The following is a 17,029-nucleotide window of genomic DNA, read 5'->3' as shown; positions in this document are numbered from 1 at the left end:
GGCCGGCTTGGCCGCCTCGGCGCCCGCCGCCTCCGGGGTGGGGACGGCCCGCAGCCGGGGAGCGGGCGGCGCGGGGATGACGGCGGCGACGGCGGCCGCGATCAGGGCGACGCCGCAGCCGATCACCAGGCCGACCCGGAAGCCGCTCTCCGAGGGCAGGGTGTGGCCGCCCAGGGTGATGGTCATCTGCGACAGCACCACGCCCATCACCGCGGCGGACACCGAGGTGCCCAGCGAGCGCATCAGGGTGTTGAAGCTGTTCGCCGAGGCCGTCGCGGACAGTGGCACCGCGCTCATGATCAGCGCGGGCATCGCACCGTAGGCCAGGCCGACGCCGCTGTTGCAGACGATCGTCACGATCAGCACGCCCCAGGTGGAGCCCATCAGCGGCAGCGCCAGCCCGTACCCGACGGCGATCGTCAGCGCCCCGGTGACCAGGGTGAACTTCGGTCCGCGCGCGGCCGACAGCTTGCCGCCGAACGGGGAGACGACCATCATCATCAGCCCGCCGGGCGCCATCCACAGGCCCATCGCCAGCATCGACTGCCCCAGCCCGTAGCCGGTGGCCGTCGGCAGCTGGAGCAGCTGCGGCACGATCAGCGCCTGGGCGTACATGCCGAAGCCGACCAGGACGGAGGCGGCGTTGGTCAGCAGCACCCGCGGGCGCGCGGTGACCCGCAGGTCCACCAGCGGGTCGGTCACGCGCAGCTCCCAGCGGGCCCAGAGCATCAGGATCGCCGCGGAGGCGGTGAACAGGCCGAGGGTCCCGGTGCTGCCCCAGCCCCAGTCGCCGCCCTTGGAGACGGGCAGCAGCAGGCAGACCAGGCCGATGCTCAGACCGATCGCGCCGACGAAGTCGAAGCGGCCACCGGCGGCGCGGCCGGCCGGCGCCGGGGCCGGGATGACGGTCCAGAGCATGCCGATGATGACGACGGTCAGCACGGCGGTGCCCCAGAACAGCACCCGCCAGCTGGCGTAGTCGGCGACGCCGGCCGCGATCGGCAGGCCGAGGCCGCCGCCGATGCCCATGGAGGCGCTGACCAGCGCGATCGCCGAGCCGAGCCGCTCGGGCGGCAGGACGTCGCGCAGCAGGCTGATGCCGATCGGCACCAGGCCCATGCCCATGCCCTGCAGGGCCCGTCCGGCGATCATCGGCACCACGGAGTCGGCCACCGCGCACAGCACCGAGCCGAGCAGCAGCGGGACGCAGGATGCGATGAGCATCGTCCGCTTGCCCAGGAGGTCGCCGAGGCGGCCGCTGATCGGGACGAAGACGGCGGCGGAGAGCAGGGTCGCGGTGATGACCCAGGAGGCGTTGGACGCGGTGGTGTGCAGGAGTTGCGGGAGTTCACTGATCAGCGGGGTGACCAGGGTCTGCATGATCGCGGCGACGGTGCCGGTGAAGGCGAGCGTCGCGACGATCGGACCGGTGCGGGGAGCGGGGGCGGGGCCGTTGATGACGGGCCTCCTCGGGCAGTCGAAGAGCAGGGGTGTGCACAAAACACACGATGTGCATGAAACACAAGACGGTCAGCTTACACATGATGTGCGCTCTGCACATCATGTGCGACGCGCATGCCTCTGGCATACTGAAGGGTGATCCACGGAGAACCCGCAGGTCGAAGCGGTGATGAAGGGACTTCGACATGACCAGCCCCACGCACGAGGTCGCCCTCGAATTCCTGGTGTTCGCCCGGCACCGCGACCTCAGCCAGGTCAACGCCAGGCCCGAGGGCAGCCAGCTCGAACGCAGCGCCTACATCCTGCTCAGCCGGGTCGGCGCCGAGGGGCCCATGTCCATCGGGCAGTTGAGCGACGCCTTCGCCCTGGACGTCTCCACCCTCAACCGGCAGACGGCGGCCCTGAAGAGCGCGGGACTGCTCGAACGCATCCCGGACCCGGACGGCGGGATCGCCCGCAAGTTCCGCCTCACGGAGGAGGGCCGGCGCCGGCTGGACGCGGAACGCGAGGCGCACGTACGGGCGCTGAACCTCGTGATGACGGACTGGCCGGAGGAGGACATCGCCTCCTTCGCCGGCTTCCTGCGCCGCTTCAACACCGGGATCGAGCGGCTCGACGGCCGCCCCTGGCCGCGGAGCTGAGGGAACGGGGAGAGGGACGGGGAGAGGGACGGGGCGGGGGCGGCTTCAGGCCCGAGACCTGCCGGGATCCCGGACGGCGAAGCGCCGTGGGATCAGGAGCGCTTGAACAGCTCGACGGCGCCGTCGGCGACCTCGACCACGATCGAGTGCAGGCTCTCGATGCGCGAGACGATCGCCTCGCGCGGCCCCTGCCGCCAGACGTCGCTGCCGTAGAAGGCGTCCTCCTGCGAGCGGTGCTGCTCGATCGAGTCGAACGCCCGGATCAGGTACGCCTCCTCGTGTCCGTCCTCGTCCACCAGCGACGCCCCGTGGTCGACGACCCGGATCCCGGCCGCCCGGAGGAGCGGGACGGCCTCCTCGGCCATCACCCGGACGAAGTCGGCGCGGGTGCCCGGCTTGAGACGGTAGGTGCGGAGTTCCAGTATCACGGTGATTCCTCCCGGCACTTGACGGCATGTGAGACCGAAGGCCCATCCCCCGGTCGGGGCGGAAGCCTACGCGGGAGCGGGAGAGTCGCGCGCGGGAAGTCGGCCGGTCCGACTTCCCGCGCGGGCGCCGACCCTCGCGTGTCAGCAGCGGGCCGTAGCCTTCGGCCGGGTCCACACGCAAGGGGAGAGGGATGGCGACGTTCGAGGATCTCAAGGCACTGCTGGGAGAACCCCGTTTCAACTGGTCCGATCCCACTGCCTGGGTGCGGCTGGAGCAGGAACTCGGGGTCGCCCTCCCCGCCGACTTCCGGGACTTCACCGACGCCTACGGTCCGGTGGAGATCAACAGCCAGCTGTACCTGGAACACCCCGGCCATCCGATCAGGAACCTGGGCGAGAAGATCAAGGAGTCGCTCGAACTCTGGCGCGACGAGGACGAAGCGGAGTTCCTTCCCGCCCCGGCAGGGTCGGGCCCCGGCGAGCTGCTGCCGATCGCCACGGCCACCACGGGCGAGTTCGTCTTCCTGCGGGTGCCCGACGAGCCGTCGGCACCGTGGGGCGTGGGCGTACTGGAGACGGACACCCTGGAGTTCGTGTCCTACGAGTCGACGTTCGGCGACTGGATGCTGGCGTACCTCAAGGGCGAGGACGTCACGGTCCACTCCCACAACTTCGCCCCGGACCGCCCGTTCTACCGGCCGCTGGCCTAGCCACGGCCGGGCCGACTGTCAGCCGGCTGCGGCGAGTTCGACAAGGAGGGCGGGGCCGGCCCAGGCGGGGGCGGCACCGGGGGCGGCCGCCTCGGCTTCGCGGACGAGGGTGACGAGGCGGGCGTTGGCGGGGGCGGTGAGGCCGTGGCGTTCGGCGAGGGCGACGATCTCGCCCTGGAGCGAGTCGATCTCGGTGGGGCGTCCGCGTTGGAGGTCCTCCCACATCGAGGAGCGGGCGGTGGCGTCGATCCGCAGGCCGGCCCCGGCCAGCCGCTGGAACAGGACGTCCGGCAGGCCGAGCACCCGTGGCATCAGCCCCGATGCCACCGGGCCGAGCCGCGCCGGCGCGATTCCGGCGGCCCGGAACGCCGCCAGCGCCTCCCGCTGGCAGCGCGCCACGCACAGCCGGTACGCCCGCTGCCCGACCTGCTCGCGCAGCGGCAGGCCGGAGAGCGCGTTGACCGCGTTGTTGAGGTTCATCAGCAGCTTCGCCGCCTGGACGGCCGGCATGTCCGACCGCAGTTCCAGTTGCAGGCCGCTCGCCCGGGCCGCGTCGGCGAGGGCGTCCGCGCCCTCCCCGGCGGCCAGCATCAGCGACCCGCCGCTGCCCTGGTGGAAGGCGGCGGGGCCGGTCCGCACCACGTTGTACGGGACCATGCCGGCCAGCACCCGGTGGGACGGCAGCGCGGCCGCGAGGACCGCAGGGTTGCGCAGGCCGTTCTGGAAGCTCACCACCACCGTGTCGGGGCCGAGGTACGGGGCGAGTTCCCGGGCGGCGGTCGCGGTGTCGGCGGACTTCACCGTGACCAGGACGCAGTCGGCGCCGGCCGCGGCCTTCGCGTCGGCGGCGGCGGTCACGTCCCGCACCTCGCGGCGGGCCTCGCCCGGGCCGGTGAGGGTCAGCCCGTCCGCGTCGATCGCCGCCATCGCCGCCGGCCGGCCGATCAGGGTCACCTCGGCGGTCGAGGCGAGCATGCCGCCGAGGTGGCAGCCGATGGATCCGGCGCCGAACACGGTGATCCGGAGCTTGCTCCGGGCGGGAGTGGTGGACACGGGATGGCTCCGGGGCGAGGGCGGAAGGGGCGTGGAGTACGGGGCCGGTCAGTCGAAGAGATCGGGGTCGGAGACGGTGATCTGGTCCCACAGCGGGCGGGCCTGGAACCAGCCGGCCAGCGGGGTCCCGATCTGGCCGCGGGTGATCAGGGCGGTCTCCCGGTCGATCGGCTTCGGGGTGCCGGCGGCCATCGCGAGCAGCTGTGCCTGGCAGGACCGCTCCATCGTGACGAACCACCAGACCGCCTCGGCGACCGACTGGCCGACCGTCAGCAGGCCGTGGTTCTGGAGGATCACGGCCTTGTGACCCGCCAACGCGGCGGCCACCCGCTTGCCCTCCTCGGTCTCGGTCACGACGCCCCGGTAGTCGCTGTACAGCCCGTGGTCCTCGAAGAAGGCGCAGGCGTCCTGGGTGATCGGGTCGAGCGGGATGCCGAGGCTGGAGAAGGCCTTGCCGTGGAGCGAGTGCGAGTGCGCGGCGGCGATCGCGTCCGGGCGGGCCGCGTGCACCTGGGAGTGGATCGCGAACGCCGCCCGGTTCACCGGCCGGCTGCCGTGCAGCAGGGTGCCGTCGTGGTCGACCAGGACCAGGTCGGAGGCCTTGATCTGGCTGAAGCTCATGCCGAACGGGTTCACCCAGAACCAGTTCGGGTTCTCCGGGTCGCGGGCGGTGATGTGCCCGGCGACGCCCTCGGAGAAGCCGAACCGGCCGAACAGGCGGAAGCCCGCCGCCAGTTGCTCCTTGCGGTACTGGCGCTCCTCCTCCACCGAGTCGAACACCGGCGGCAGCGGCAGGGCGGCCCCTTCGGGGGAGGGGCCCACGACGCCGCTCGCCGCGTACGGGTCGTCGGGCTGTTGCGGTGCGGGCATGGCGACTCCTGGGGTTGCGGTCGGTCCGGTCAGGGATGAGGCGTCACGCCGGAGCGGCGGCGGACGCGCGGAAGCGGTCGAGCAGCTCGCGGGCGGGCGGGCTGTCGGCATCGAAGCTCTGCATGCCCCGGAGGTCGGCCGGCACTCCGGGGCCTGCCAGCCAGGCGCCGTGGCAGCTGAAGCAGAAGGAGATTTCGAGGAGGAGCCCGTCGGGGGCATGGGCTCGGATGCCGTAGCCGGGCTCGAAGCAGCGCCGCAGTTCGCCTTCCGGCAGCCCGCCGATCAGGTCGAGGGCGGACCGGAGGTGCTCCGTCTCCCAGACGGCGAGAGTCTCGCCGGTTACGGAGTCCGAACCGTAGGCGCTCCTCGGGTCGGCGATCCGGACGACTTCGATCAGGTGGGCCTGCGAGGCGGCGTCGGGGAGCAGCATCCGAACAGAATCACAGAGCCGGGCTGATCCGGGAAGGTGTCGTCACTCCGCCCGGTGCTGGGCGTCGCGGTTGCGCCGGAACTCGCGGATGAGCGCGAGGAGGTTGATCAGGGTGCTGGCCGGGATGTTGCCGACGTCGATCAGGCGACGGCCGTGGAGGTTGGTGTCACCCGGGGTGGCGGAGGGCCAGAGGAGGCCGAACTCGCGGCCTTCGGTGCGGAGTTCGACGATCAGTTCGGCGACCTGGCGCGAGGTGAGGTGGAGCAGGGCCGGGTCGGCGGGGTGGATGGGGTGGTGGGCGCTCACGCGGCACCGTCCAGCTCGAACCAGACCGTTTTGCCGAGCTGTTGGGGGTCGACGCCCCAGCGGTGGGTGAGGCCGGCGACGAGCTGGAGGCCCCGGCCGGTCTCGGAGAGAAGGGAGAGGGGGGCCTGCTCCGGGAGGAGGGGGCTGCGGTCGGAGACGGCGACCCGGAGGGTGTTCGCGCGGTGGTGGATCAGGATGACCGGGGAGGTCGTCCCGCCGTGCCGCCAGGCGTTGACAATGAGTTCGACCATGGCGAGTTCGGCGTCCGCGATGAGGGAGGGCGGCCAGCCCGCGCTGGTCATCCCGTCGCGGAGGGCGTCGCGGGAGAGGGTGAGGGAGGGGGAGTTGAGGTTGCGCACAGTGTCTCCCGAAGGGGAAAGGGTGAGACCGGCGGATGCGTCGCCGTGAACGAACCCACTGGACATGGGTGTTCTTCGGTGCCCGAGCGGCGTTACTGACGATCCGTTCGGTGATCGGTGCATCACAGACTGTAGGGCATGAAGGCTCACATGTGCCACCAGATCCGGAAACATGGTCCACTGGTGGTCGCTGGACTGTTGGCGATACGGCGTAGATGCTTGGGCCATGCCACCACGTACAACCCCATCGGCCAGGCAGGAGCGATTGGGCATCGAGCTGCGGAAGATGCGAGACAGCGCCAAGCAGACAACTGCCCAAGCTGCTGCCGTGTTCAGCCTCGATCGGACGAAGATCACGCAGGTCGAGAAGGGGAACTACCCCATCACGGCGGAGCGCGTCCGGGCGCTCGCGGAAGCCTTCGGAGAGGCTGACTCCGAGTACGTCGCAGCTCTCGCGGCTATGGCCGAGGAACGGCACAAGGGGTGGTGGGACGAGTATCGCGGCTTTGTTCCGCAGGGATTTCTCGACATCTGCGAGCTTGAGCACTACTCGATGGGCATGCAGTCGTACCAGATCTGCCATCTGCCGGGGCCGATGCAGTCGGAGCGATACTGCCGCGCGATCTTTCAGTGCGCCCAGTCGCCGCTGACTCCGCGCGTCGTCGAGACACGAGTCGAACAACGCTTGCGTCGATCGCAGACGCTGATGGCGGAAGGGGCCCATCCCTACACGGCGATCGTCTACGAGGCTGCCCTGCACGCGCAGTTCGGCGGCCGTGACGTCACTCGGGAACAGTTGGACTGGATGCTGGAGCTATCTCAGCGCCCTCACGTGACACTTCGAGTCGTCACGTTCGATTCGGGCGGCTTCATGGGGTCCGGCCAGGCCATCATCTACGCAAAGGGCCCCGTCCCTCGTCTCGACACGGTCCAATACGACTCGGTCGATGGGCCGATCTTCCTCCACACGACAGAGCATCTGAACACGTACCGCGGCATCATCGAGCGGATGACTGATCGGTCTCTTTCGGTTGAAGGTTCTCGCGACCTGATCGCGAAGATCAAGAAGGAGATATAGATCGTGAAGATTCTCGCCTGGACACGCCCGGCGTCGTGCGCCAACTCGAATAACTGCCCCGAGGTTGCCGTGACCTCCGACGCCGTCTACGTCCGCAGCAGTCTCCTGCCCGAAGCCATCGCCCAACTCACCCCCGACGAATGGCGCGACCTCGTAGCCGCCATCCGCCAGGGCGAGTTCGACGTCTGACTCCCCCGCTGCACCGGCCGGGTCCCCCGTCCCCGGCCGGTGCTTCAATCGTCCCCATGCGGATAGAGCGCCACCAGGTAGCCACCCCAGCCCTCGACGACTTCTCCGACCGCATCGGTCGCCAAGTCCACTCCGACTCCCGCGCCGGCCTGATGACCGCCACCGAGTGGCAGCTCATCTCCGACGCCTTCCTCGACCAGCTCGGCGCCCTCTCCGTCACCTCCCCCGAGCTCTCCTCCCCCGAGGCCAGGGCCCTCCTGCGCAACGCCGCCGAAGCCGCCGCCGGCGCCGTCTCCTTCGCCGCCTACTACCCCCGCGAGCGCTTCTCCGTCTTCCTCGACTACGTCAACATCGGGATGAGCTACGACCCCGAGGCCGCGGACACCCCCACCCCCCTCACCGCCCACCGGTGGGTCAACGCCTTCTGCCTCGCCGTCCTCACCGACACGTTCGACCGCCACGCCGAAGCCTTCATCTTCACCTGGCAGGCCCTCGCCTCCTCCTCCGACCTCGCCACTGCTCTCCTCTCCCACTTCCTCACCCGCATCGACACTCCCTCGAACGCCGGTGACGACCCCGCCCTTCGCGCCCTCCACGCTCTCGCCATCCGCGACCGCGCCGCCTTCGACGCCGCCGTCCTCGGCCTCCTCGACCGCACGGACGGCACCCGCCCCCGCACCCTTCTCCCCCTCCTCCCGCTCGCCCTCTCCGCCCTGGCCCACCGCGCCCACGGCTGGCTCCCCGCCGTCGAGAGCGACTACCTCCCCCACTCCCTCGTCACCGGCTTCGCCACAACCGAACGTCTCCCCGAGGACCTCACCTGGCCCGTCCGGCTTGATCGTCCGACCCCGCCGCTCCCCCTCCACCCGGACAGCGAGGCCCACTACGAGCGCGGCATCCGGCGGGCGATCGCCCCCGAGCCCGACGACGGCTACCCCGTCTCCAGCCTCGCCCACGCCTTCGGGCAACAGGTCCGCCTGTTCCGCGCCCGCGCCTCACACGCCGACGACATCACCGACACCCAGCTCGCCGACCTCCGTCTGGCCTCCGAGATCGGCTCCGCGCTCTCCCGGATCGCCCTCGCCGACCCAGGCAGCATCGTCGCCGTCACCCTGGCCGGCCGGACCGTGCACTTCCCCGCCACCCGCGACGACGACACCGGCCCCGGCCACTGGCAGCTCGCCGTGAGCCTCGCCCTGATCACCGGCAACCAGGACGACCTCGCCCCACTCCTCCTCGCCAGCCCCACCCACTCCACCGGCGACCGTTCCGTGTACGCGGCCTACCGCCTCGCCCTGCACGACCACCTCCGCGGCATCGACGCCCGCCCCGCCGTCGAGAAGGCCCGGCTCGAAGCCGCACGCGCCCAGGAGTGGGGCTTCTTCCCGGCGCCGGTCGCCCTGCTCTCCCAGCTCGTCGACGGCGACGAGGCCGGCTTCAACCTCGCCCTCCTCGACGCCCTGACCGCCCACCGCGACCACCACCGCGTCGCCGACCGGGCCACCGAGCCCACCGCCCCGCTCAACCTCGACGTCCTGGCCCTCGCCTGCCACGCCCGCCGCCACCGCGGTTGGACCGTCCGCGTCGAGTCCCCGTACCTCCCGGCCCGACTGCTTCGGGGCCACGATTCGGCGCACCGGCACTGAGCTGCTAATATTCCTGATGTCGCGAGGAACATGAGTCCTCGCCAGGCGTCAGCGGTGCTACCAGAGCACGTCCTACTTTCAGTAGGAAGAGTCCGTGCAACCCGGGCCTGGCGCTCCACAACCGGAAGGGTCCGGCACCTACACAGGTGCCGGACCCTTCCGCGTTTCGCCCCCGCCCATGCGGCACTGGCGGCCCCCTCGGCGACGCTCAGCCCGAGGACTCCGGGAGACCGTCAGTCCGCGGTCCGCTCCCGGCAGGAGCAGCGAGGTCGGCCACCACCAGCTCGGCTGCCCGCACCGGGTCCCCGCCGGCGCGGGCGAGCAGTGAGGCCGCGTCGTAGCATGCGTCGACCGCATCCGGGAGGGTCACCTGCAGACAGTGCACCGACTCGTAGCGCGGTGAGCTGAGCGCCGCGCCGATGCCGGGGCGCAGCCGCTCCAGCTCCACGACGACCCTCCAGGCGTCGTCCTCCATCCGGGCCCGCCGCGCCGGGTCGCAGGCCGCGATGGCCCGGTCGGTTTCGCAGGCGTCGAACTCACAGGCGTCCAGAGCCGGCAGGAGCTCGGGGACGCCCAGGATCGCCGCTGCGTCCAGGGTGAGGAGGTGAGACCAGTCGTCGGAGCCCAGCAGCTGCGCGATCAGTGGGACGGCCCGCAGGTCGTGCCGTCTGGCCAGCCCTCGCGCGCCCTCCTCCCGGACCTCGCCGTACTCATCGGTGGTGCACTTCCACAGCGCGTCCCTGATGGCGGTCGTGTCCTGGTCCAGTTGGACTCCCAACGTGAAGGCCGCCCAGTTGCGGACCTCGGGGTCCTGGTCCTCGGTGAGCCGGATCAGGGCCCGCACATCGGGCCCGTCGGGCAGTCCGCTGCTGGCGGAGCCGATCGCCGAGGCGACCTGAAGCCGCAGGTCGGCGTCCTCGTGTTCGGAAAGCCGTACCAGCACGGGAACCGCGCGCGGGTCCTGCGCCCACCCCAGGCCGACAACGAGGGAACGCAACACGCGGACCTCCGTCTCCGCCTCGGCCAGCGCCATCAGGGCGGTCGCCGCCTCGCTCCGCAGCGACTCGTGCGCGCCGGCCGCGTTTCCCACCAGGTCGCAGCCCACCTGTCGCTCCAGGACATCGGCCGAATCCAGCAGCCCCAAGCCGCAGCGCAGCGCGGTCTCCCCGCTCTCCCCCTCCGCCGCCTCCCGGACCAGCGCCCAGTAGGCGTGCGAGTCCTGGTCCGCCTCCGAGGCCTCCGCCGTTCGCGCCGCCGTCATCATGCGCCCCGTCAACTCCACCGCGTTGTCCATGTGCGCCTTCATATCCGAAGGGCCGGGTGCCGGGGTACTGGATTCCTGCCGCCCGCCTCAGCAGCCGGCCCCGGCCTTCGTGGCCAGGGAGCGGAGGCCTGATGGGCGTGAGTCCGCGCCCCGGGACCACGATTCGGCGCAGGGGCGTTGAGCTGCTAATATTCCTGATGTCGCGAGGAACATGAGTCCTCGTCAGGCGTCAGCGGTGCTACCAGAGCACGTCCTACTTTCAGTAGGAAGAGTCCGTGCAACCCGGGCCTGGCGCTCCACAACCGGAAGGGTCCGGCACCTACACAGGTGCCGGACCCTTCCGCATTCGCGGCGGCTCGGCCGCTCCAGGAGGCCCACGGTGTCCGGTCCTCAGGACCTGTTCGACTACTGGTGGACCGCCACCCCGGACAGCGAGCGTCTCCAGTGGACGCTGGACCTAGGCCTCGGCACGTCGTCGCTGACGCCCGTGCCCACCACGATGTCCACCCGCTCGGCGTCCCCGGGCGTGGGCCGGCGGGCCAGGACGGCAATGTCCTCCGGGTCCCAGAAGCGGTTCGACAGGTAGCCCGCCGAGGCCCTCGAATTTCGCGAGGACGTCCGGCCCGGCCGCCTCCGGACCGCGATTCGGCACACGGGCGTTGGGCTGCTAATATTCCCTTCGTCGCGAGGAACATGAGTCCTCGTCAGGCGTCAGCGGTGCTACCAGAGCACGTCCTACTTTCAGTAGGAAGAGTCCGTGCAACCCGGGCCTGGCGCTCCACCGTCGGAAGGGTCCGGCACCTACACAGGCGCCGGACCCTTCCGCATTCGCGGCCCGGAAACGGGTGACGCCCTGCCCCTGGCACTCCGGTGCGACCTCGTGATCCATCCGCTTGAGGGCTCTGCGAGTCGTCAGCGGCTCCGGCACGGTCGCCGGCGCCGAGCTCCTCTGCGCACCGGGCGGCACGGTCGGCATTCCGGCGAGTTCACCGAATTCAATCACAGGGCCGAATTACGTTATACGCCGGCGGGGCCGCCGGAATTCCTGCGACAGGAATCCCGACGGCCCCCACCCCCTTGCAGTCAGACGCGACCCTCCCGGGCCGCGAACCACTCAGGGGAAATCGCCCCTACCTCACTTGAACTCGGCATCGACCGTGGCGACCCCGGAGTTCACACTGCTGCAGTACGCATAGCTCCAGGTGCCGCCGCCAGTCGCCTTCCATGCCCCGTACACGGTCTGGCCGTTCTTGCAGTTGGCCTTGGCCCGGAAGACGATGGCGTAGTCGTCGCGCAGGCAGTTGGCGCCGAACGTGGTGGCGTCGGTCCACAGTTGGCAGTTGTGACTCACTTCCGCCGACGCCGGTGCGGCGGTGCCCACGCCGAGCGCGAGGGAGCCCGCGGCGACTGCCGCCATTGTCAATGCGCGTACCTTGAACATCAAATCCCCTCCACTAAGGCAGATTCATCCCCGCATCGGGGGAGAAAATCCCCACTCCTTCACCCGGCCCACGTTCGCCCTGTGGACCTTCGCCAAATCTAACGCAATCACAGGAAGTGTCTAGTTCGATTCCAGACAGTCAGCGGCTTCGTATGGTTCCGAACCAGACAGCCATCCTGTACGAACCAGACATTTCTTCGCATACGGTCGCAAGACCGCCAGGTAGGCATCTACCAAGGGAAACGGGGGCGGAAATCCGATACTGGTCGAGGCATATCCGGAATTCCCGCCGTCAATGGGCCGTCACGGAACCTCGACGACAGGAGCCGCTACCGCTGGGGCGGCCGCCGAAGCCGAATGACGTGCGCGACCCGAACGGGCGGTACGCCGCCGCGTACCGCCCGTTCGGGTCCACCATCCGGGTCGGCCCCGGTGCGGCCGTTCCCTTACCGCCGTCCGCTCGCCGCGAGCGGACGGGACCTCAGCAGGGCCCGGGCCGGCAGGGCTGTCGCGGCGAGGCAGAGCACCACGGCCCCGGCAGCCAGCGGCAGGGCGGTGCCCGGCGGAACGTACGGCGAGGCGCCGGCCAGTCCCCGGGCGATCGGCACCAGGGTGATCCAGGCGATCAGACTGCCCAGCAGCAGCCCGGCCGCGGCCACCAGCAGCGCCTCCCAGCGCATCATGCCGCGCACCTGCCGCCGGGTGGCACCGGTGAGGCGCAGCAGCGCCACCTCGCGGCTCCGGTCCAGGACCGTCATCACCAGCGTGTTGGCGGCGGTGATCGCCGCGAAGCCGCCGAGGACGCCCGCCATGACGGAGTTCGCCCAGTCACCGGACTCGCGCTTGCGGTCGGTCTGCGCGACGTACCCGGCCCGGTCGGTCTCCGTGATCCCGCCAACCGCGGCCTCTCCGGGGGCTGCGGTGTCGCCGGGGAGCTTCGCCAGCCGGGCGGCGACGTCGGCGCGGTCGGCGCCGGGGGCGTCCGCGACGAGCACCTGACTGTCATAGGCGACGCCGGCGTGTGCGGCGACGGCCGCCCGGGGCAGGATCAGTTGCCCGAAGCCGAGCCCGCGTTCGTACGTGGCGACGACCGTCTGCTGTGTCTGGGCGCCGTCGCCGAGCCAGAAGGCGGCGCGGTCGCCGACCTTGAGGCCGAGCTTGTCGGCGAGGGTCGCGTCGAGGGCGACGGTGTCGGTGCTCCGGGCGAGGTCGGCGAGCGAGCCGCTGCGCACGCCCAGGTCGAGCACCCGGGGCAGCTTCGCCGGGTCGCCGGACACGCCGAGGACGTTGGCGGAGCGGAGCTTCCCGTCGGAGCGGTAGACGGCTCCGGTGCGCAGCAGGCCGATCGCGGCGTCGACGCCGGGCACCTGGGCGGCCCGTTCGGCGGTGGCGGCGGGCAGGCCCGGGCCGGTCGAGCCGAGCACGTGGTCGGCGACGACCCCGTCACGCACCTGCTCGCCGGTGGCGTGCTGGACGGTGCTCTGGATGAACAGCATGGTGCCGCAGAAGGCGCTGACCATCGCGATGGGCGTGATCGCGGAGGTCAGCCGGCGGGCGTTGGCCCGGGCGTTGTCGGCGGCCAGCGAGCCGGAGGTGCCGCCCGCGCCCGCCCGCAGCGGCAGGCCGAGCACCCCGGCGGCGATCCGGGCCACCCAGGGGCCGAGCAGGGCGATGGCCACCAGGAAGCACATGACCACGCCGAGCGCGGTGTTGGCGGCGTTCTCGCCGCTCAGGTTGGCGGCGACGACGGTCAGCACGACGCCGCCGGCGATGGCCACCAGGCCGAGGAGGGTCCGCACCACGCCCGCCCGTCCGGCCTCCACCGACGCCTCGCCGAGCGCCTGGCCGGGGCGCAGGCCGGAGGGACGGTGCGCGGCGAGGTAGCCGGCGGCCAGTGCGGCGAGCAGGCAGGTGGCCACGGCGACGAGCGCCGGGATCGGGCCGACGTCCAGTTCGACGCCCTCGGGGACGGCGCCGCGCGAGACCAGCCCGTCGAACCACCAGCGGGCCAGCGCCACGCCCGGGATGAGGCCGAGCGCACCGGCGAGGGGGGCCACCAGCAGCGCCTCCGTGGCGATCGTGCGGCGGATCTGACGGGGGGTCGCGCCGACGGCGCGCAGCAGGGCGAACTCGCGGGCCCGCTGGCCGATGGCCAGGGCGATGGTGGACACCACCACGAAGACGGCCGTCATGGTGGCGGTGCCGCCGAAGGAGCCGCCGATCGCGATGAGCAGCGTCCGGCTCTGCCCGAGCGCCGGATGTTCGACGGAGCCGCGGCCGTCGCCGGTGACCACCCTGATCCCGGTGGGGGACGCTCCGGCGGCCTGCGGGCCGGCGGTGTCACGGAGGGCTTCGCGGAGCCGGCGGGCGAGTTCCTTGGCGTCGACGCCCTCGCGCGGCTGGACGGCGATGGCGTCCACCCGGCCGGGGTGACCGGAGAGCTGCCCGGCCACGCCGTCGGCGAACCAGGCCGTCGGGCCGGCGCCCTGCGGCGCGGCCAGGCCGGAGATCCGGTAGGTGTCGCTGCCGCCGGGTGCGACCAGCGTGAGGCTCGCGCCGGGTGCCAGCCGGGCGTCCCGTGCGGTGGCGGCGTCCAGGACCACCTCGCCCGGGCCGGGGGCGCGGCCCTCGACCAGGACGTCCGTACCGCCGGCGATACCGAGCGCCGCGTACCCGCGCCCGGTCAGGCCGGGCGTGGCCGGACCCGGCTGGACCGGGAAGGCGGTGTCGGGGCGGGCCGCCGCGACACCGGGCTGCGCGGCGATGCGCTGGGCCAGGGCGGCGTCCACGCGGGCCCGGTCGGACACCGGCCGTTCGACGGTCTTCTCCTTGTCGGAGACCTGGCGGATGATCGTGACGTCCGGATTGGCCGCGACGACCACGGGCGCGTTCGCGTAGCGCACCGGGGGCACGCTCGCGGTGATGCCGGTCTGCAGCAGGGTGCCGCAGCCCATGATGACCGCCGCACCGAACAGCAGGGCGATGAAGGTGCCCGCGAAGGACGCGGGCCGGAAGCACACCGAGGAGCGCGCGAGTCCGTTGCTCATGCCGTCGTCCCCACCGGGGCGGTGGACAGGGCGACCATCCGGTCGGCGACGGACTGCGGGTCGGGGTGGTGCAGTTCGCCCGCCAGGGCGCCGTCGGCCAGGAAGACCACCCGGTCGGCGAAGGAAGCGGCCACCGGGTCGTGGGTCACCATGACCACCGTCGCGCCCATCGTGTCCACGGCACGGCGCAGCAGGCCGAGCACCTCGTGCGCGGTGCGGGTGTCCAGCGCGCCGGTCGGCTCGTCCGCGAACACCACGTCGGGGCGGGTGATCAGCGCCCGGGCGATCGCCACCCGCTGCTGCTGGCCGCCGGACAACTGGCCGGGGCGGCGCGAGGCGTGCTCAGCGAGACCCACCTGTGCCAGTAACTCCCTCGCACGGCCGCGGTCCTGACGCTCACCGGCGAGGCGCAGCGGCAGCAGGACGTTCTGCAGCACGGTCAGCGAGGGCAGCAGGTTGAAGGACTGGAACACGAACCCGACCCGGCTGCGCCGCAGCACGGTGAGCCGGTTCTCGCTCAGCCCGGTGATCTCCTCACCGCCGAGGAACACCTCACCCGAGGTCGGCCTGTCCAGGCCCGCCGCACACTGCAGGAAGGTGCTCTTGCCCGAGCCGGAAGGCCCCATCACGGCGGTGAAGCTGCCGTGGCCCAACGCGAGGTCGACCCCGCGCAGCGCGTGCACCGCCTCGCCGCCGCGCCCGTAGCTGCGTCGCACCGCGCGCAGTTCGATCGCGGGGTGGGCGGGGTCGTGGGGCCCGGTCGGCCCGTGCTCCGGGCGGTGGCGGCGGGATGCCATGGTGCTGCCTTCCCTTGTGGATCGTCGTTCGTCTGCGACGTGGTCCAGGCTAGGAACGGCGGGTGGCGCGAACCATGGAGGCGGCTGGCGGACGTGGGGTGGGGATAACCCCACCGTCAGGAACGGGAACGCCCGTGCGGTGAAGGCCCTTCCGGGCCCTCGGTGTGCGCCTTCAGCCCGTCGCGGACGACCGCGCGGGCGCGCCTCGCGGACTCCGGGTGGCCGTCCAGGTGCTCCAGCATGCGGCAGGTGCCCACCAGGATCGCCGTCAGTTCCGGCACCTCCAGGTCCCGCCGCACCGCACCGGCCTGCTGGGCGCCTTCGAGGAGCGCGGCGAGCACCTCGCGCAGCGCGCGCCCGGCCTCGGAGGTGGCGGCCCGGATGTCGACTCCCGCGTCCGCGAGGGCCGCGGCGAAGGCGTTCTTGACGGGCGACTGATCCAGCACCAGGTCGAAGAACGCGAAGAGGGCGTCCGCCGGCCCGGTCTCGTCCGCCAGACGTCGCCCCTCCTCGACCAGCCGTTCCAGTCGCCGGACGAGCACCGCTTCCAACAGGGCTTCCTTGGTGGGGAAGTGCCGGAACACGGTGGCGATGCCGACCTTCGCCTCCCGGGCGATCTCCTCCGTGGACGCGCCGGTGCCCTGCTCGGTGAAGACCGCCTCGGCGACCTCCAGCAGCCGTGCGCGGTTGCGCCTCGCGTCGGCACGCAAGGGCTTCGCGCCTGCGGTGGAAGGAGTTTGATTCGTCGTCACCTGATCCTCGCCATGCCTGGACAAACGGAGTGGTGTATCCGTATCGTCGGAAACGGAGTCGCCTATCCGATTGTAGGCGGCAGGATCACGGAGGTCAGCCATGTCTGCACCAGCCACACCGCGCGAGGTCTTCGGGCAGTTGATCGCCCTCATCTCGGCGGGCAAGTGGAGCGAACTCCCCGAGCTCTACGCGGAGGACGCCGTGGTGGAGATCGTCTTCTCACCGGTCCCCCCGCGCCGCATCCACGGCCGGGCGGAACTCCGCGAGCGCTTCGCCGCCCTGGAGGCGGCCGGTGCGATCCGCCTGCGCGCGGAGAACGTCCGCGTCCACGAGACCGGCGACCCCGAGGTGGTGATCGCCGAGTTCGACTACGCGGGCCTGTACCCCGCCACCGGCCGCACCTTCCGCACCGCCAACATCCAGGTGCTTCGCGCCAGGGACGGCCTGATCGTCGAGACCCGCGACTACCACGACCACCTCGCCTTCGCCGCGGCGGACGGCCGCGCGGGCGAACTGCTCGCCGCGCTGGACCAGCAGGGGTGACGCGGCAGTGGCC

General features: G+C 71.6%; 19 protein-coding genes. 7 read left to right on the top strand and 12 right to left on the bottom strand.

Annotated features, from left to right (window positions below):
• The coding region (locus KS423_RS06810; protein WP_224276115.1) for an MFS transporter at positions 1-1,458 on the bottom strand (1,458 nt) is incomplete at its 3' end.
• Between the two features lie 188 nt (positions 1,459-1,646).
• On the opposite strand from KS423_RS06810, the gene KS423_RS06805 reads away from it, so the two are divergent.
• Entirely contained in the window at positions 1,647-2,102 is a 456-nt protein-coding gene (locus KS423_RS06805; protein WP_224276109.1) for a MarR family winged helix-turn-helix transcriptional regulator, read from the top strand.
• Between the two features lie 92 nt (positions 2,103-2,194).
• Here KS423_RS06805 and KS423_RS06800 read toward each other — a convergent pair whose 3' ends face one another.
• Entirely contained in the window at positions 2,195-2,530 is a 336-nt protein-coding gene (locus KS423_RS06800) for an NIPSNAP family protein (protein WP_224276107.1), read from the bottom strand.
• A gap of 191 nt (positions 2,531-2,721) precedes the next feature.
• On the opposite strand from KS423_RS06800, the gene KS423_RS06795 reads away from it, so the two are divergent.
• On the top strand, positions 2,722-3,240 hold the full coding sequence (locus tag KS423_RS06795) for an SMI1/KNR4 family protein (protein WP_224276105.1): 519 nt from the start codon (positions 2,722-2,724) through the stop codon (positions 3,238-3,240).
• Between the two features lie 18 nt (positions 3,241-3,258).
• On the opposite strand, the gene KS423_RS06790 is transcribed toward KS423_RS06795, so the two are convergent.
• Genes KS423_RS06790 through KS423_RS06770 form a run of 5 tightly spaced genes read right to left on the bottom strand, consistent with a single transcriptional unit; the run spans position 3,259 to position 6,258 of the window.
• Positions 3,259-4,293, bottom strand: a complete 1,035-nt coding sequence (locus KS423_RS06790) for a 2-dehydropantoate 2-reductase (RefSeq protein ID WP_224276103.1) — start codon at positions 4,291-4,293, stop codon at positions 3,259-3,261.
• A 48-nt stretch (positions 4,294-4,341) separates the two neighbouring features.
• Entirely contained in the window at positions 4,342-5,163 is an 822-nt protein-coding gene (locus tag KS423_RS06785; RefSeq protein WP_224276101.1) for a class II aldolase/adducin family protein, read from the bottom strand.
• 43 nt (positions 5,164-5,206) lie between these two features.
• On the bottom strand, positions 5,207-5,593 hold the full coding sequence (locus tag KS423_RS06780) for a hypothetical protein (RefSeq protein ID WP_224276099.1): 387 nt from the start codon (positions 5,591-5,593) through the stop codon (positions 5,207-5,209).
• Positions 5,594-5,635: 42 nt separating this feature from the next.
• Positions 5,636-5,899 carry a hypothetical protein gene (locus tag KS423_RS06775; RefSeq protein WP_224276097.1) on the bottom strand — a complete coding sequence of 88 codons (264 nt, stop codon included), beginning with the start codon at positions 5,897-5,899 and terminating at the stop codon, positions 5,636-5,638.
• The gene (locus KS423_RS06770) at positions 5,896-6,258 is read right to left on the bottom strand and encodes an ATP-binding protein (RefSeq protein ID WP_224276071.1); all 363 of its coding nucleotides are present in this window, start codon (positions 6,256-6,258) and stop codon (positions 5,896-5,898) included. The genes KS423_RS06775 and KS423_RS06770 overlap by 4 nt, the downstream gene beginning before the upstream one ends.
• A gap of 265 nt (positions 6,259-6,523) precedes the next feature.
• On the opposite strand from KS423_RS06770, the gene KS423_RS06765 reads away from it, so the two are divergent.
• Genes KS423_RS06765 through KS423_RS06755 form a run of 3 tightly spaced genes read left to right on the top strand, consistent with a single transcriptional unit; the run spans position 6,524 to position 9,171 of the window.
• Positions 6,524-7,336 carry a DUF5753 domain-containing protein gene (locus KS423_RS06765; protein ID WP_263454557.1) on the top strand — a complete coding sequence of 271 codons (813 nt, stop codon included), beginning with the start codon at positions 6,524-6,526 and terminating at the stop codon, positions 7,334-7,336.
• Between the two features lie 3 nt (positions 7,337-7,339).
• A complete protein-coding gene (locus KS423_RS06760; protein WP_224276067.1) occupies positions 7,340-7,525 on the top strand; it encodes a DUF397 domain-containing protein in 186 nt (61 codons plus the stop codon).
• Positions 7,526-7,581: 56 nt separating this feature from the next.
• Positions 7,582-9,171 carry an immunity 49 family protein gene (locus KS423_RS06755; RefSeq protein WP_224276065.1) on the top strand — a complete coding sequence of 530 codons (1,590 nt, stop codon included), beginning with the start codon at positions 7,582-7,584 and terminating at the stop codon, positions 9,169-9,171.
• 208 nt (positions 9,172-9,379) lie between these two features.
• On the opposite strand, the gene KS423_RS06750 is transcribed toward KS423_RS06755, so the two are convergent.
• Complete coding sequence (locus KS423_RS06750) at positions 9,380-10,465, bottom strand: HEAT repeat domain-containing protein (protein ID WP_224276063.1); 1,086 nt, start codon at positions 10,463-10,465, stop codon at positions 9,380-9,382.
• Between the two features lie 349 nt (positions 10,466-10,814).
• Between KS423_RS06750 and KS423_RS06745 the strand changes: the two genes are divergently transcribed.
• Entirely contained in the window at positions 10,815-11,021 is a 207-nt protein-coding gene (locus KS423_RS06745) for a hypothetical protein (RefSeq protein ID WP_224276061.1), read from the top strand.
• Positions 11,022-11,570: 549 nt separating this feature from the next.
• Here the strand turns inward: KS423_RS06745 and KS423_RS06740 are convergent.
• From KS423_RS06740 to KS423_RS06725, 4 genes are all read right to left on the bottom strand, one after another.
• On the bottom strand, positions 11,571-11,876 hold the full coding sequence (locus KS423_RS06740; protein ID WP_224276059.1) for a hypothetical protein: 306 nt from the start codon (positions 11,874-11,876) through the stop codon (positions 11,571-11,573).
• A gap of 446 nt (positions 11,877-12,322) precedes the next feature.
• Positions 12,323-14,923, bottom strand: a complete 2,601-nt coding sequence (locus KS423_RS06735; RefSeq protein WP_224276057.1) for an ABC transporter permease — start codon at positions 14,921-14,923, stop codon at positions 12,323-12,325.
• The gene (locus KS423_RS06730) at positions 14,920-15,720 is read right to left on the bottom strand and encodes an ABC transporter ATP-binding protein (protein ID WP_224276056.1); all 801 of its coding nucleotides are present in this window, start codon (positions 15,718-15,720) and stop codon (positions 14,920-14,922) included. Before KS423_RS06730 ends, KS423_RS06735 begins: the two co-directional genes overlap by 4 nt.
• A 116-nt stretch (positions 15,721-15,836) precedes the next feature.
• Positions 15,837-16,472 carry a TetR/AcrR family transcriptional regulator gene (locus KS423_RS06725; RefSeq protein ID WP_224276054.1) on the bottom strand — a complete coding sequence of 212 codons (636 nt, stop codon included), beginning with the start codon at positions 16,470-16,472 and terminating at the stop codon, positions 15,837-15,839.
• A 100-nt stretch (positions 16,473-16,572) separates the two neighbouring features.
• On the opposite strand from KS423_RS06725, the gene KS423_RS06720 reads away from it, so the two are divergent.
• Entirely contained in the window at positions 16,573-17,016 is a 444-nt protein-coding gene (locus tag KS423_RS06720; protein WP_224276052.1) for a nuclear transport factor 2 family protein, read from the top strand.
• Positions 17,017-17,029: the final 13 nt, after the last annotated feature.

Origin of the sequence: Streptomyces sp. LS1784, from assembly GCF_020103755.1 — a bacterium.
GTDB lineage: Bacteria > Actinomycetota > Actinomycetes > Streptomycetales > Streptomycetaceae > Kitasatospora.
The sequence above is the reverse complement of the archived record's forward strand: the minus strand, read 5'-3'. Positions and strand labels throughout refer to the sequence as shown.

Bases quoted from the DNA above. Each gene is read 5' to 3' on its own strand.
- KS423_RS06795 (WP_224276105.1), top strand. From the start codon at position 2,722: ATGGCGACGTTCGAGGATCTCAAGGCACTGCTGGGAGAACCCCGTTTC.
- KS423_RS06780 (WP_224276099.1), bottom strand. From the start codon at position 5,593: ATGCTGCTCCCCGACGCCGCCTCGCAGGCCCACCTGATCGAAGTCGTC.
- KS423_RS06730 (WP_224276056.1), bottom strand. From the start codon at position 15,720: ATGGCATCCCGCCGCCACCGCCCGGAGCACGGGCCGACCGGGCCCCAC.
- KS423_RS06720 (WP_224276052.1), top strand. From the start codon at position 16,573: ATGTCTGCACCAGCCACACCGCGCGAGGTCTTCGGGCAGTTGATCGCC.
- KS423_RS06750 (WP_224276063.1), bottom strand. From the start codon at position 10,465: ATGGACAACGCGGTGGAGTTGACGGGGCGCATGATGACGGCGGCGCGA.
- KS423_RS06735 (WP_224276057.1), bottom strand. From the start codon at position 14,923: ATGAGCAACGGACTCGCGCGCTCCTCGGTGTGCTTCCGGCCCGCGTCC.
- KS423_RS06755 (WP_224276065.1), top strand. From the start codon at position 7,582: ATGCGGATAGAGCGCCACCAGGTAGCCACCCCAGCCCTCGACGACTTC.
- KS423_RS06805 (WP_224276109.1), top strand. From the start codon at position 1,647: ATGACCAGCCCCACGCACGAGGTCGCCCTCGAATTCCTGGTGTTCGCC.
- KS423_RS06740 (WP_224276059.1), bottom strand. From the start codon at position 11,876: ATGTTCAAGGTACGCGCATTGACAATGGCGGCAGTCGCCGCGGGCTCC.
- KS423_RS06785 (WP_224276101.1), bottom strand. From the start codon at position 5,163: ATGCCCGCACCGCAACAGCCCGACGACCCGTACGCGGCGAGCGGCGTC.